The 14,580-nt window shown below is 33.0% G+C and carries 21 protein-coding genes; 6 read left to right on the top strand and 15 right to left on the bottom strand.

What is annotated here, in order from left to right; translation table 11 throughout:
- The 6 genes from CN925_RS07205 to CN925_RS07180 form a co-directional block, all read right to left on the bottom strand.
- Positions 1–297: a DUF5345 family protein gene (locus tag CN925_RS07205; protein WP_098845578.1), complete on the bottom strand. Its 297-nt coding sequence runs from the start codon at positions 295–297 to the stop codon at positions 1–3.
- The gene (gene sigY, locus CN925_RS07200; RefSeq protein ID WP_098845577.1) at positions 290–829 is read right to left on the bottom strand and encodes an RNA polymerase sigma factor SigY; all 540 of its coding nucleotides are present in this window, start codon (positions 827–829) and stop codon (positions 290–292) included. Before sigY ends, CN925_RS07205 begins: the two co-directional genes overlap by 8 nt.
- Positions 830–978: 149 nt before the next feature.
- Positions 979–1,584, bottom strand: coding sequence for a flavin reductase family protein (locus CN925_RS07195; RefSeq protein ID WP_098845697.1), 606 nt, complete (start codon positions 1,582–1,584; stop codon positions 979–981).
- A 16-nt stretch (positions 1,585–1,600) separates the two neighbouring features.
- Entirely contained in the window at positions 1,601–2,206 is a 606-nt protein-coding gene (locus CN925_RS07190; RefSeq protein WP_180232885.1) for an alpha/beta hydrolase, read from the bottom strand.
- 2 nt (positions 2,207–2,208) lie between these two features.
- On the bottom strand, positions 2,209–3,150 hold the full coding sequence (locus tag CN925_RS07185) for a ring-cleaving dioxygenase (protein WP_098845575.1): 942 nt from the start codon (positions 3,148–3,150) through the stop codon (positions 2,209–2,211).
- A gap of 20 nt (positions 3,151–3,170) precedes the next feature.
- Positions 3,171–3,614, bottom strand: a complete 444-nt coding sequence (locus CN925_RS07180; RefSeq protein WP_098845574.1) for a MarR family winged helix-turn-helix transcriptional regulator — start codon at positions 3,612–3,614, stop codon at positions 3,171–3,173.
- Between the two features lie 291 nt (positions 3,615–3,905).
- Between CN925_RS07180 and CN925_RS07175 the strand changes: the two genes are divergently transcribed.
- Both CN925_RS07175 and CN925_RS07170 read left to right on the top strand, forming a co-directional pair.
- Positions 3,906–4,616 carry a polysaccharide deacetylase family protein gene (locus CN925_RS07175; protein ID WP_098845573.1) on the top strand — a complete coding sequence of 237 codons (711 nt, stop codon included), beginning with the start codon at positions 3,906–3,908 and terminating at the stop codon, positions 4,614–4,616.
- A gap of 148 nt (positions 4,617–4,764) precedes the next feature.
- Positions 4,765–5,421, top strand: coding sequence for a glycosyltransferase (locus CN925_RS07170; protein ID WP_098845572.1), 657 nt, complete (start codon positions 4,765–4,767; stop codon positions 5,419–5,421).
- Positions 5,422–5,487: 66 nt separating this feature from the next.
- Here the strand turns inward: CN925_RS07170 and CN925_RS07165 are convergent, their stop codons facing one another.
- The 3 genes from CN925_RS07165 to CN925_RS07155 all read right to left on the bottom strand — a co-directional run bounded on the left by CN925_RS07165 (position 5,488) and on the right by CN925_RS07155 (position 8,667).
- Positions 5,488–6,276, bottom strand: a complete 789-nt coding sequence (locus CN925_RS07165; RefSeq protein WP_098845571.1) for an EcsC family protein — start codon at positions 6,274–6,276, stop codon at positions 5,488–5,490.
- Positions 6,277–6,457: 181 nt separating this feature from the next.
- Positions 6,458–7,342 (bottom strand): RNA polymerase sigma factor SigJ, encoded by an 885-nt coding sequence (gene sigJ / locus CN925_RS07160; protein ID WP_098845570.1) that lies wholly within the window; start codon positions 7,340–7,342, stop codon positions 6,458–6,460.
- A gap of 20 nt (positions 7,343–7,362) precedes the next feature.
- Positions 7,363–8,667 carry an FAD-dependent oxidoreductase gene (locus tag CN925_RS07155; protein WP_098845569.1) on the bottom strand — a complete coding sequence of 435 codons (1,305 nt, stop codon included), beginning with the start codon at positions 8,665–8,667 and terminating at the stop codon, positions 7,363–7,365.
- A 236-nt stretch (positions 8,668–8,903) separates the two neighbouring features.
- Between CN925_RS07155 and CN925_RS07150 the strand changes: the two genes are divergently transcribed.
- The 3 genes from CN925_RS07150 to CN925_RS07140 are packed head-to-tail and all read left to right on the top strand — an operon-like array spanning position 8,904 to position 10,278.
- A complete protein-coding gene (locus CN925_RS07150) occupies positions 8,904–9,230 on the top strand; it encodes a PadR family transcriptional regulator (RefSeq protein WP_098845568.1) in 327 nt (108 codons plus the stop codon).
- Positions 9,230–9,634: a permease prefix domain 1-containing protein gene (locus CN925_RS07145; protein ID WP_098845567.1), complete on the top strand. Its 405-nt coding sequence runs from the start codon at positions 9,230–9,232 to the stop codon at positions 9,632–9,634. The genes CN925_RS07150 and CN925_RS07145 overlap by 1 nt, the downstream gene beginning before the upstream one ends.
- Before the next feature lie 11 nt (positions 9,635–9,645).
- The gene (locus CN925_RS07140; protein WP_098845566.1) at positions 9,646–10,278 is read left to right on the top strand and encodes a hypothetical protein; all 633 of its coding nucleotides are present in this window, start codon (positions 9,646–9,648) and stop codon (positions 10,276–10,278) included.
- 89 nt (positions 10,279–10,367) lie between these two features.
- On the opposite strand, the gene CN925_RS07135 is transcribed toward CN925_RS07140, so the two are convergent.
- The 4 genes from CN925_RS07135 to CN925_RS07120 all read right to left on the bottom strand — a co-directional run bounded on the left by CN925_RS07135 (position 10,368) and on the right by CN925_RS07120 (position 12,815).
- Entirely contained in the window at positions 10,368–11,009 is a 642-nt protein-coding gene (locus tag CN925_RS07135) for an NAD(P)-dependent oxidoreductase (protein WP_098845565.1), read from the bottom strand.
- Between the two features lie 147 nt (positions 11,010–11,156).
- The gene (locus CN925_RS07130) at positions 11,157–11,585 is read right to left on the bottom strand and encodes an Rrf2 family transcriptional regulator (RefSeq protein WP_098845564.1); all 429 of its coding nucleotides are present in this window, start codon (positions 11,583–11,585) and stop codon (positions 11,157–11,159) included.
- Positions 11,586–11,720: 135 nt separating this feature from the next.
- Positions 11,721–12,335 (bottom strand): LysE family translocator, encoded by a 615-nt coding sequence (locus CN925_RS07125; RefSeq protein WP_098845563.1) that lies wholly within the window; start codon positions 12,333–12,335, stop codon positions 11,721–11,723.
- 15 nt (positions 12,336–12,350) lie between these two features.
- Positions 12,351–12,815, bottom strand: coding sequence for an Lrp/AsnC family transcriptional regulator (locus tag CN925_RS07120; RefSeq protein WP_098845562.1), 465 nt, complete (start codon positions 12,813–12,815; stop codon positions 12,351–12,353).
- A gap of 175 nt (positions 12,816–12,990) precedes the next feature.
- Here CN925_RS07120 and CN925_RS07115 point away from each other — a divergent pair, with 175 nt between their 5' ends.
- Entirely contained in the window at positions 12,991–13,422 is a 432-nt protein-coding gene (locus CN925_RS07115; protein ID WP_098845561.1) for a YmaF family protein, read from the top strand.
- Between the two features lie 182 nt (positions 13,423–13,604).
- On the opposite strand, the gene CN925_RS07110 is transcribed toward CN925_RS07115, so the two are convergent.
- Together CN925_RS07110 and CN925_RS07105 are read right to left on the bottom strand one after the other, a co-directional pair.
- Positions 13,605–14,006, bottom strand: a complete 402-nt coding sequence (locus CN925_RS07110; protein WP_098845560.1) for a VOC family protein — start codon at positions 14,004–14,006, stop codon at positions 13,605–13,607.
- 17 nt (positions 14,007–14,023) lie between these two features.
- Positions 14,024–14,572: an NADPH-dependent FMN reductase gene (locus tag CN925_RS07105; RefSeq protein WP_098845559.1), complete on the bottom strand. Its 549-nt coding sequence runs from the start codon at positions 14,570–14,572 to the stop codon at positions 14,024–14,026.
- Positions 14,573–14,580 lie beyond the last annotated feature (8 nt).

The raw sequence follows: 14,580 nt of genomic DNA, 5'->3' as shown, positions 1-14,580 counted from the left end.
TTAGATCAACTCACCTTCAATTTTCTTTTTATCTCGTTTAAGTATAATTGGTAATGCAATAAAGCCTAACCCTTGAATAATAACAATGCTTACTGGTGCCTCCAATGCCATAAGAAGTGCCCCGATGAATAGACTGCATGCTACACAGATGAATACGATTAGTTCTTTAAGAAAAATGGCTTTCTTTTTTTCTTGATGAAATTTAATTTTTTCTGTAATCTCACTGATTGTAGGTTCATTAACACTCGTTAATTCATCAAGCTGCTTAAACGCTGAAACAATTTCTTCTTTATCCATCTTGCAGTAACTCCTTTCTCAATTCCTTCATTCCATTGTGTATTCTTGATTTAACTGTTCCCTCTCGAATCCCCATCATATTTCCAATTTCTTCATTCGTATAGCCGTAGTAATGCTTTAACAATATGGCCGCTCGCACTTCTGATTTAAGTTTTTCAAAACCCTCCATAATATCTCTCCACTCAAACCCTTTATATGCTAGTTGCCAATTTAAGGAGCGCGATAACTTTTCAGACTCATTTTTTTGCCAAAACCATTCGCGCTTTTTCTTTCTTTGTTGATCTAAATAAAGTCTAGTAGCGATTGTCATTAACCAAGTTGAAAATTTGGATTGACCGTTGTATTTCTTAATATTGTCATAACTTTTCAACATTGTATCCTGTACTAAGTCTTCAGCAATTTGTTGATTTAGTGTCATCTTTAAAACGTATTTATATAAAAAGGAATAATGGATTTGAAAAAGTTTAGCAAATGCATCTTGGTCACCTTGCTGTGCATTCTTTATAATTTCTATCTCATCTAAATCAGCCATCTCTTCCTCCTTCCTTGCTTACTTATTCAATATTTATTTAGTTTTCATTTGTTATACGATTAGGATCTGCAATTCGTTCATTTTACTTTTAGTTTTTTTCAAAAAAAAGTGAAGGATAAATTTTACTTTACCCTTCACTCTTATTAAACTTATTTAGGACGATCAATCGTAAACATTTCCCCAACTTTAGCATAGTCATTCCCTGCTAAACGACTAACTGCTTTCAAGCCATTAGCATCTATACGGCCATTTTCATAAATGTCATCTTCTATATGAAAATAAACAACTTTGCCTATTAGTAAGTCGCAAGCCTCATTATCTTTTCCTAATGGAATTGCCTGTTCTAAAATACATTCCATTCGAATTTTTGACTCTTTCACTCCTGGAACTGAGACCATCACACTTTTCACTGGCGTTAATCCTGCTAATTCAACTTCGCTCTCTGTAGGTGACAGTGCAGCTGCTGTTTTATTAATCGCTTCAACATTTGATTCATCAACAATATGGACAACGAACTCTTTTTTCTCAATTGCATTTCTAGCTGTATCTTTTTGTTTACCATTTTGTCGCTGAACAGATACAGATATCATAGGTGGATTAGACGTTACGATGTTGAAATAACTAAATGGTGCACCATTTAAGACATTCTCATTTGATTTCGTTGTAACAAAAGCAATTGGTCTTGGAATAATCCCACCAATTAAGAACTTATAATTATCACGATCACTTAAATCCGTTGGAGAAAAAGATTTCATCATTATTGCATACTCCTTAAAAGTTATTTTTGTACCATTCCGCTGCCGCTTCAATTTCCGATCTAGTTAAGCTATGCCCCATGTTTTCCCAATGTATAACGACTTTTGCACCGGCACCATCTAACATTGATGCTAATTCTTCTGTTTCTTGCGGTAAACAAATCGGATCATTTATGCCCGCCCCAATGAAAACCGACACATCTTTCATATTTGGCAATTCTACATCACGAATCGGTACCATTGGGTGCAATAGCATAGCACCTTTAAATACATTTTCATAATGGAACAGTAGACTACCAGCAATGTTTGCACCGTTTGAATATCCAATTGCAATCAGATTGTTTGGATCGAATCCATGTTCTACGGACGCCGACTCAATAAACTCTTTTAATTCTTTTGTACGGAAAACTAAATCTTCCATATCAAATACACCTTCAGCTAATCGCTTAAAAAAACGTGGCATTCCATTTTCACTTACATTCCCTCTTACTGATAAAACCGATGCTTCATCATCGATCATCCCTGCAATTGGTAATAGATCAAGTTCATTCCCACCTGTACCATGTAATAATACGAATGTTGGCTTTGATGGATTGCTCCCTTTATTAAATACGTGCTTCATCGTCATTCTCCTTTCACTTCTCTAACAATAATTGGTTGCAAGTGATTTTCTATTATTTCTCGATTTGGTTCCTGCCACTTTGGTAGCATTAGCTGTTCACCCAAGTGTTCTATGTCCTCATCAATCATAAACCCTGGTAAATCCGTAGCAATTTCAAATAAAAGCCCACCATTTTCACGAAAATAAATTGCATTAAAATAATTTCGATCTTTTACTTCAGTAACTCCATAGTGATTGTCATATAACTTTTCTTGCCATTTTACATGTTCTTCATCATTACTCGCCCTCCAAGCAATATGATGGACAGTTCCTACACCCATAACACCTCTACCTACTGCCGCTAATTCAATATCGATAATATTTCCGATATCACCTGCAGCTTTAAAACGTAAATAATTCCCCTCTTGACCTATGCAATCTAATTCCATTACGTTTTCCAACAGTTCAGCTGTTTTATTAGGTGCTCCTGAATATAAAACTGCACCACCAAAACCTTTAATAGCTACATCCTTTGTAACACCATTAAATTCCCAATTATTTTCATCGCCAGCTTCTCTTTCTACTAATTCAAGCTGTAAGCCATGAAAGTCTTCAAATTGAAGAAATGTTTCTCCAAATCGACTTACTTTTTTTGTATGAATATTAAATGATGCTAATCGGTTTTCCCAAAATTCCATTGAGTTAGTAGGAATTAAGAATGTTGTGATCCCTACTTGCCCGCTTCCTATTTTTCCTCTATAGGCATTTGGCCAAGGGAAAAAAGTCATAATCGTACCTGGTTTTGCAGTTTCGTCTCCAAAATAAAAGTGATACGTACCTGGATCATCAAAATTAATTGTTTTTTTCACAAAGCGTAAGCCTAAAATCCCAGCGTAGAAATCCATATTTTCTTGAGGATCACCAACTATTGCAGTGATATGGTGTACACCTTTCATTTTTTCCATAAACTTACCTCCATCTTTTTTTATTTTTTATTTAATTTTCTTAATAAAGTCAGTAAATGTAATTGCTCTTCTTCGGTTAATTTGCTGAATTGAGCTTGTTGAAACTCTTCTTGAGTAGGAACGATTTCTTCATACATTTTTTGACCAATCTCTGTTAAAGAGAGATATTTGTTTTTCCATTCTACTTCTCTTTTAATCCAATGCAGCTCTTCCATTTTCTTTAATAGATGAGTCACATTGCCTTTTGTAACAACTAATTTATCAGCTAATTCTTGCTGTGTAAGACGCTTATTTCTACCCACATGAACTATTACATCAAATTGTGCAGTCGTCAGTCCCCATTTTTTCAATTGATTATTTGATTCTCTAACATTTTTAAGATAAAAACGAGCTAATCGAAACCAAAGTAATACTGCTAAATTTTTTGATTTATTTCCGGAAGCTTCATTATGACTACTTAACATTTTTACACCTCTTTGATCGATCTTGTTATCAGTTTAATACTAAACTGATGAATTTACAAGTAGATTGTTTTATTTCGAATTTAAAACCTTTTTCAAAATGCCTCTCGAAAAAGAAATATGTTGATTCTTAACTCCATTATGTTCTCTTTTTGGCGGCTCCTGTTACGACGATGGAACATTTTTCATACTACGTCTTCTTAAATTCCCTTTCATTTCCTTCTTTTATACTTTTTTTATTTAGTGATGATATAATAATGTTTAACTTTAATATCTAGAAAGACAGGTAAAATAATGAAAAAAAGACTACTGAAAATAAGTGCAAGTATTCTAATTTTATTTCTTATCTTATTTGGTTTGTTCAAGCTAATGAATGCAAGATCTTTTCAGCTTTTTGGGGGATTAACTAACGAAGTACACACTAATCAAAAAGTAGTTGCTTTAACATTTGATGACGGGCCAACAAAAAATGTTGATGACATTCTACCACTTTTAGATCAATACAATACAAAAGCTACATTTTTTCTAATCGGTAATGATATCAAGAAAAATCCTGAGGAAGCTAAAAAAATTGTAAATGCGGGGCATCAGGTCGGAAACCATACATATTCTCACGACAGAATGGTGCTAAAATCTCCTTCCTTTATTAAAAATGAAATAGAAAAGACAGACAAACTAATTCGAAAAGCGGGTTACAAAGGAGAGATTCAATTCCGACCACCATACGGTAAAAAACTATTTGGATTACCGTATTACATGCATAAACATAACCGCGAAACGATTACATGGAATTTGGAACCAGATACTTTTTACACAAATCCAGAAGATAAAATAAACTACGTAAAGAAAAATATTAAACCAGGTTCAATTATTTTAATTCATCCGATGTATGATAAAACTGGCAAAGAATTAGAAACCATTAAAGGAATATTGGACTTATTATCGAAAGACGGATATAAATTTGTCACAGTAAAAGAGCTTCAGAAGTTGAAAAAAGACAAGTAGCATTATGCTCCTTGTCTTTTTATCTTTTTTGATGTTGCCATGTAAATCCAAACTTTTTTTCTAGAATACTCACTTTCACGAATATTACTTGAAAAAAAAACCAAAATAATACTGGTATATTTTGAAAACATCTCAAAGGAGCAACTAGATGAAGAAACAATTACTAAAATTCACATCCCTATTTTTATGTTTTGCCCTAATTTTATCCCCTATTAAATCCACTGCCGAGCAAGTAGATACTCGGGCTCAAGGAAGATGTATTAGTAACTCAGCATGCAATTTCAAAGCTGATATGAGAAAGCTTTGGATGGATCATTTAATATGGACTAGTAAGTATATTGTTAGTTCCGTAGCTGGAATGCCAGATAAGGATGTAATACTTGCAAGACTCTTAAAAAATCAACAAGATACTGGGAATGCAATTAAACCTTATTATGGTGCTGCCGTTGGAGACCAGCTTGCTAAATTACTAACCACCCACATAGTGATCGCTGGTAAAATTGTTGATGCTGCAAAATCAGGTGACATGGCAACTTTAAAAAATTTGAACGACACTTGGTTTAAAAATGCTGATGATATTGCTGCATTCTTAAGTAAAGCAAATCCAAATTGGACAAATCAAGAATTAAAAGACTTACTTTATACACATTTAAAAATGGTAACAAATGAAGTAGTAACTAGAATAAAAAAGGACTGGGACGGGAATGTAAAAGCATTTGATGCAGGACTTCAACATATACTACCTATAGCAGATACAATTTCTTCAGGCATTATTAAGCAATTCCCAAATAAATTTAAATCTTAAACAAACGTTTGATTAATTAACAAAAAAGATGAATTTAGCGCTAAACTAAATTCATCTTTTTTCTGCTTATTCTAAATCATTCAATCTTTCCATGATTCGTCTTTTTTTATAAAGCATTCTACCAGCCTCGCCAACATCCTCAATTGCTTGTTTATTTACATATGCACCAAATATTAGACCTGCAATTGGAATCATTTGAAACAATTTCTTCCATCCTAAGTTGTCACGATATGTATAAAATACTTCTCTCCAACCTTCAATTTGCGAAAAGGCTTTTTTTCCTTCAATATTTGTTAACTCTTCTAATATCGCCTTTTTACCAACTATATCAGCTGAAGTAAATTGTAAGCATTTAATAATAAAAACTCTTTCCATTTTATCATTTGGATCATAGCCAAAAGAAATCGCTATTTCTTGAAGTGTCTTTAATGTCAGTCCTAATAAAATTGGAATATCTATCGCAATCGTAAACATTCCACCAATACCGGTCGTTGCTCCTTGAACCTTTGCAAATTGTTTACGACTAGCAAAAAAACTATTTGAAACAAGATCCATTTGTTCAAGACTAAGTTGATTGACCATTTCCACTTCGGTTAATTCTTTAATAGAAAGTTCCTTACTCATCCTAGAAAGAGTGGTCGGAACACTAACTAAATATTGACCACCAGCATTCACATACTTAGATAGTTCATCTAAAATAACACCAATCTTATCGTGAATGAACTTAGGTGTAATTTTATCCAAAATCATAAATGGAATTCTTCCGATTTTCTCCCAAAAAAATACGCTTTTTTGATCTTTTTCCCATTTTTCAATTTCATTAAGCTGCGTGATTAGATACTCTTTCGTTTCCATTAAACACTCCTATAATTTTTAATCTGAACATAGTAACTACTAAAACTATAAAGCTTTTCTTGAAAAAAACCAATTTTCTTTTATTCCTACTTTGCACACCATATGAGTTGCTAAATCACTTATTCACACTTAATAAAAACAAGGAATCCCATAGCGGGACACCCTGTTCTAATAATTCCTATCAACCTAAAAATCTTATTTTTTCAGGATTTCGAAGCATATAAATACTTCGATAACACTCTCCTTCTATTTCAAAACAAATGATGGTCGGCTCCTCGCCTTCACTTTTAGCAATTAAACCAATTTGATTATTAATTAAGGCTATTTCGATTTGGGATGACGAGTTAATTTTCTTCCTTACCCCAAAAAGGAATGCAATAACATTTTTCTGTTGATTGATTGGGCGAAGAGCAGCTTTCGTTTTGCCACCGGCGTCTGTAATTAGGACGATATCTTCCGTTAAAAGTGATATTAGCATATCTAAATTACCTGTTTCGGTAGCTTCAATAAATCGTTTTGCAATGGCTAGCTCTTGGTTTAGATTTCGTTTTTCAACTACTCCCTTGCTTTGGACTTTGCGTTGAAGTCTACTGAATATTTTACGGCAATTCAATTCTGATTTATTTAAAATATTTGCGATAGTACGAAAATCAAACAAAAAAGCTTCACGCAATACAAATACTGCTCTTTCGGTTGGATTTAACTGTTCAAGTAAAACTAAAAATGCGTAAGTTATCGTTTCATCTAAAATCATCTTTTCAATCGGATCATCATGTAAATCTTCTGGTAAGTTTTGAATAATCGGTTCAGGAAGCCACGGTCCTATATATACCTCGCGTTTATATTTTGAGGATTTTAATAAATCCAAGCAACGGTTTGTCATAATTTTACATAAGAATGCTTTTATATTATTCGGCTCTTCTTTTGTAAGTGACTGATTCATCTTTTGAACTGTGAGAAAAGTATCCTGTACCAAATCCTCCGAATCCTCAACCGTTCCTAGCATACTATACCCTATTGAAAATAAAAGTGGTTTATATTGAGAATATAGATCATCTACTTCCATAAAGTATCTTCTCCTCTATTTTAGATTAGTTGAAGTTCTAGCTTCTCATTTATTAGTTTAGTAGCATTTTTAACACTCGTTAGTGATGCATTTAATAGAAGCTCTTTCTCCCCTACCCAGTCACCTGCAACATAAATGCCTTCTGAGCCAAATTCATTATTTGTTACATTGTTGTCTAATTTATGAAATGGTTTTTTTATGTCGTTGGAAACAATAAGCTTTGGTAAATAGCGTCGAGAAATGACATAGTCCCTCCAACCTGGTTGCAGTAAATCAAGTACACCTTCTAATTCTTCCTCGTCTTTTGATGAATCTGTTTCGTTGACCGAGTTCAAATATTTCATTAGATGAACTACAATTTCGCCTTCTTTATTCGATAATTTAGCTACCGATGAATGATTTGAAAAATACCAAGGTTGATCAACACCTAAAGCAAAGTTTAGTTTGGGATTTGGTAAACCATTCATTACAAGATCAAGACATGCAGCTTTTACTGGTATCATTTGATTACATTTTTGTGAAAACGAATCTGCGATTGGCCCATCTATTAACTTAACTAAATCAATTGGATTAATTGTCGATAACAAACAGCTAGTGTTAATCGTAGTATCATTCTTCAAAATAAGATTTATATTTGGAAAAGAGCCAGTAATTTTGGAAACTACTGTACTATTTTGAATCGTAACACCAAGTTGACTAGCCTTTTTAGTTAGGTCATTAACAATTGATTGCCATCCTCCGTTTATATAGATGACTTTCGCACTACGAAGCTGACCAATTGCCACCCCTGCACTGATCAATTCAGAATTACTTGTAAAAGTAGCTACACGTATAAAAGTTAAAATTAAATTCTTTACACGATAACTTGTTATTTTTCTATTTAAATATTCTTCTAAACTAATATGATTGATTTCCTCTAAATCCATTTTACGAATATGTCGGTAAAATCGAATAAATTCCATTTTTTCTTTCCATTTTAAATGATTACCTAAAAATAAATTAAATGCATCGATTATTTTCATTTGATTAGATTGATTTCCAAAAATAAATGCACCACTCAATTTTGGAACACTGCCTGAAACAGTAACACCTACTTCATTTAATATTTCGATACAGTTTGTATATAATGCGTGGGCTCCAAGATTTAAATGTGCATCGCCAATTGAATTAGAGATTCCTCTTCCGCCTAATTTAGATGCCTTATCTATTAGAAGTACTTTTTTACCTGCTTGAGCTAAGTAAATTGATGCAGTTAATCCAGCAATGCCACCACCTAATACAGTAACATCCCACTTCTGATAACCATTTATTTGATTAAATTTCATAATTTGATCTCTCCCTTTCTTTTTCTTCACTAATTAAGACGAATGAAATACAAAAAATGTGACATATAGTAAAGCAGGGACGAGGAAAAAATTTTTTTAAACTTTGGAAGGGCTTATTCACTTCACTCGAATAGTCATAAACAAAATCACATAAAATTACTTTGACAGATAGAGTAATTATTGTTAACATTACTCTATCAGATAGAATAATGTTATAGAAGGTGAATAGGTGGATTATGGTTAGAAGCGACATCATTCGTGGACATCTTGACTCAATTATATTAAAACTCATTTCTGAGAAAGATCGCTATGGATATGAAATTTCTCAAGAAATTGGATTACGGACAGACAATCGGTTTCAAATAAAAGAAGCAACATTATACGCTGTATTCCAGCGCTTAGAAAAAAAGGAATTAGTGGAAGCTTATTTTGGTGATATTACACACGGTGGAAAAAGAAAATATTACAAAATCACTTCATTAGGTAAAGCATATTTAAGTGAATTAGTAAAAGAATGGCAAGAAGTAAAAGAAATTATTAATCTATTCATGGAGGAGAAATAATGAAAAAAATAAGAAATCATATTGAAGAACTATTTAAAGATGTTCCTAAAACTGAACAATCAGAAATCGTTAAACAAGAGATTATTCAAAACTTAGAAGAAAAAGTCATGTTTTTAATGGAAAATGGTAAGGAAGAAGAAGATGCTGTAAACAAAGCGATTGTAGAGTTTGGTGACATTGAGGAATTAAAGAGAGAACTTGGTGTTAAAAAAACAGATAGCAAAAAAGCAAATTTTGCAAAACTAAATTTATCCTATTCAATATGGGGAAGTGGCTTACTAATCGCTTTATTCTTATTTATTAATTTTTACTACACTCCAGAGACTATATGGTTTGTATACCCTACGTTTGGCCTATTATGGTGGCCTCTTTCAATGTATTTCTACTGGCAACGTAAAAAGTGAGGTGAAGAAAAGTGAAAAATTATATCGGTTTTGCAACTGCAGGCTGTATTATGACGATGGTCTTTTTCATGCTAGTTAATTTTATTACAACTCCTAGCTCGATTTGGTTCATTTACCCTTGTTTTCTCATTTTATTTTGGCCAATTAGTTTATATTTCATTGGAAAAAGATCGATGAAGCAATTCTCAGTCTTAAGTAGTATCGTACTTCTTGCTTTCTTGTTAACGGAAAACTTAATTCACATGCCTGATTATCTTTGGTTTTTCTATGCACTCTTTCCTATTATTAGTTGGCCAATTCTTATACATTTAGGTAAAAAAGCTAGAACATTACCGATTGCTCTTCTTGGCAGTTTCATTACAATCGCATACTATGCGTTTATAAATTTTATCGTATCTCCAAATTATCCTTGGGTCATTTATCCAGCGTTTGCAATCATTTGGTGGCCATTATCTATTTATCATGCGAAAAGACAATCGTTTGTATCATTTTCGTTTACAGCTAGCATATTAATCAGTATTTTCTTTATTATTGTAAATATCATCTCATCTCCAGAAACAATTTGGGCTGTCTATCCAATTTTTGCAGTTATTTGGTGGCCTCTAAGTATGTATTTTTATAGTTATAAAAAGAAACAAATTTAGGTAATAATCGTTGGACCTATACTTATGGAGTCCATTTTTATTTCTATAAATAAGAAAAGCGATTCTCATAAAGAATCGCATCATTTTTCTTATTCAGCTTCAGAAACCAATGTAAATCGTTCATTAATATGTTGTGGATTTTCAATCTCATCTAACAATGCAATGGCATAGTCAGCATAACTTACATAGCTATCCCCTTTTTTATTAACAATAAAATTGTCTTTTCCTTTTTGATATGAGCCAGTTCGCTTTCCGTTTGGATCAAAAAATGCAGCCGGACTAATAAACGTCCACTTCACATCAGTTACTTTTTGCAAGTCTTGAAGACCTTTTGCCATATTTGATGCAGTGGCAAAATATTCTTTTGGAAATTGAGGAGTGTCAACTAATTGAGTCGTTTTTTCTTCATCAACATACAAGCTTCCTGCTCCACCAACTACTATTAATCTAGTATCTTTAACACCTTTTAAAGCATTGATTAAAACATTTCCAGCTTCAATATAAAGATGCTCTTGACCCTCAGCTGCTTTAAATGCATTTACAACAACATCAAATTGTTTTAAGTCAGTTGAATTTAAGTCGAATAAATCCTTTTCCATTACGGTTACTTCTTTATTTGTTAATTTAGAAGCATTTCTTACGATCGCTGTTACTTCATGCCCTCTTTCCAATGCTTCCCCTAAAATTAAATTTCCTGCTTTTCCTGTTGCTCCAATAATACCAATTTTCATCGTTTTCTTCCTCCTAAATTGTTTAATAAATTGTTTGATAATTTGATCCCTTTGTTGTAACTTAAATAGTCACAACACACTTAAAAAAATATGATATATAGATGTAACAATAATAGTTACATCTGTGATAAAAAAAATTGAATGATATTATCCAATTTTTTTGCTTAATACTGTTACTAATTCTTCCATAGTGACTTCATCCAGTATTTTTTCCATAGCTTCTTGTGCTCGATTTAAGATCAGTTCCAGCACTGCCTGAATATTTGCGCCGACTGGACAATTCGGATTCGGTTTCTCATGAAATTGAAAAAGTTCTCCTTCTTCTACAACTTCCACCGCTCTATAAACATCTAAAAGAGTAATTTCATTTAAAGGCTTGTGAAGTGTAGCTCCACCGGTTCCTCGACGGACTTGAATTAAGCCAGCATTCTTTAGTTTTCCCATTACTCTTCTAATTACGACCGGATTTGTATTTACACTTCCTGCAATCCATTCAGAAGTACAAAGTGAACTATTCTCAATCGTGACCAAAGATAAAATATGAACAGCAACAGTAAAACGACTACTGATTTTCATTTGATTCAACCTCCGATGTAACTATTATAGTTACAACTTTTATTAATTGTCAATAAGAATTATATTACACAAATTGATAATCGATATAATAAATAAAAAACTACCCGTTCGATTCTATACCTTCTCACAGTTACTTTACATTAATCCGTATAAAGCTATACCACCAAAAATAAGTATGATAATACCTGACAAACGGTTAATTACTGTTAAAGAACGATTATTAATTCGAGTTCTAAATAGTCCCACACCAGTGCTTAATATGACCCACCATAAACTTGAACCACAAAAAACACCTAATACTAAAATGACGGAAGAAACAATATTACTACCTGAACTAGAAATTCCTAATCCTGCAAAGATGGCGATAAATGATAAAATCGTCATTGGGTTTGTTAGCGTTAAAAATAAAACGGATAAAAATGCATTAAACATATTTTTCTTCTGCGTATCAGATTGAGTAAAGCTGGCTTTTGAAATAAGTGTTTTTACACCTAAATAGCATAGAAAAAAGCCCCCGATTAACTGTATCCAAAAATGTTGACCAATTAAAAAATTCGTAATGACAGTTAATCCAAAGCCTGCAATTAACCCATAAATACCATCAGCAGTCGCAGCCCCAAGACCAGAAACTAAACCAACCATCCGCCCATACGCTAGCGTTCTACGGATACACAGTACTCCAATTGGTCCAACAGGTGCAGCAATTGATAGGCCAATTAATAATCCTTTAAAATAAAATTCAAGGTTCATATTACCCTCCCTACCCTATCGAAATTTATGTTTTTGTAATGGAAGTCGAAATGTTTCCTTCGTTGTATCCATTACAATTGTTGTCTTTGTTCTTATTACACCCTTTATTCCTTTTATTTCATGACTAATTACACGATCCAAGTCTTTTGTATTCCTACTTCTTATTTTTAGTAAATAATCATCTTCACCAGCAATATGGTGACATTCCTGTACTTCCTCTAATTGATTAACAAGTTCTAAAAATGGTGCTCTATTTTCAGGTCGCTCAAGTGAGACTGCTACAAATGCTGTTAATTCACTCCCAACTTTTTCTGAATCAATTAAAACACCAAATCCTTTAATCACACCTTGTTCGACTAATCTGTTAACTCGGTCAGCCGTTGCCGGAGCTGACAAGCCAATCCCACTAGCTAAATCAGCCCATTTTATTCTAGAATTATCCATTAAACGATTAATAATTTTCAAATCAAAAGTATCCATCTAAACAAACCTTCTTTTTGTAATTATTTATTCCATTTTACTTATTTTATGAAAGTATTTCAATATTCCCAAATGAAATTACATTCTAAATATGCGCGTATAATAAACATATTTATTTACCTGTACTAATAAGATGAAAAAGGAAGACAATCTTTATCGAAGGGGGCGTCAATTTATGAAAAGGGACCCATTTGAATATCGAAGAAGATTAAGGGAGAAAGAAAGAGAAAGGGAGTTTAATGAAGAAAATGAAAGAGAGCCTACAACAGAGAAAGAAGTAGAACACAAAGAAGAAAAACCACAAACACATGTACATGAATTTGTTGCAAGTACTAAACTGGCAGAAGAAGGTGACGACCGACATAATCATCGTTTTGCTGGCGTTACAAGTGAAGTCATTCCCGTAGGAAGACATAGTCATATCCATCGAATTGTAGTAAATACAGATTTTCTCGATCATCATCACGAAGTTATTATTGAAACAGGTCCCCCTATTCCGGTAGGAAACGGAAAGCATGTTCACTTTGTCAAAGGAATGACAACAATTAACGATGATCATGAGCATAATCTTGAATTTGCAACTCTGATCGATAGACCACTAGTATAAAGGTATCGAGGATTCTTATGTATATTTCATACAATATAATATACATAATTTTCTAAAGCTCTTTTCAGCTTTAAACATCTTATCAAAAAATTTCACCGATAGATCAACGATTCATAAAAGCGTAATTAAAAAACGATGAAGGGCCTTCCTTGGAAAGTCCTTCATCGTTTTATAACGTAGTCCTAAGTTTTTCTCAATCCTTCAGTATTCATTAACACAATCCTCCATCCATCCGGGTCTTCAAATGTAATACTTTTCCCGAGCCAATACGGATTCTCAGGTTCCACATCAATATATCCCAAATTATTTAATCGGTTTTTGACAAGATCGATTTCAGCTTTATGTGGAAGATAAAATACTAAAAGATTATCCTTTGTTGGAGCAGGACATGGGCTTCCATCAATATGTTGAGTAAATTCTAAATGGTACTCAACATCTGGTAGTCCAAACATGACCCCATCATATCCATCATGATTTTGAAATCCGCCCACACGTTTTAGTCCTAACCCCTCTCCGTAGAACTTACTAATTTCTGCTAATTGGTTAGTAGGTCTTGCAATTCTAAACTGAACCCAGTTTTTCATTGTTATCACCCTATCCTTTAATAATTTGAAGCTGCCCATTCATCATTTAGCATTTTTGATAGTTGTGTATAGCGCTTCAATTCTTGAAATAAGCTATCGACTGAATAAGATGTATTTTCTTCTAACGCAGTACCTTCGGATAGAAAGTCTGATGGATCAATGACAACTTGTTTCGATAAAACATTTGCATATAATGCTCTTAAAACAATTCGCATATTGTTAAGTGCATTAATTCCACCCTTTCCTCCACCAGATACTGCCAAGATTGCGACAGGCTTATCTTTAAAATGCTTACTACCTAAAAAGTCAAAGGCATTTTTTAATGCTCCGCTCATTCCACCATGATATTCTGGAGTTGCAATGATCATAGCATCAGCATTTTCTAGTTGTGATCTTAGTTTTTGAATGTTTGCTATTTCATTTTGCTCCTCTTGGCCGTTATAGATTGGTAATACAAGTTCACTCAAATCAATTGTTTTTACATTGTATTTTTTCGAGATGATTGTCGTTAATTTACCCGTACGGCCATCTTTTCTTGGGCTACCATTAATCATTAAAATATTCATATTTTCCA

Origin of the sequence: Bacillus sp. AFS055030 (genome assembly GCF_002574545.1) — a bacterium.
In the GTDB taxonomy this organism is placed as follows: Bacteria; Bacillota; Bacilli; order Bacillales; family Bacillaceae_G; genus Gottfriedia.
Note: the sequence above shows the minus strand (reverse complement) of the source record. Positions and strands in the feature narration are given on the sequence as shown.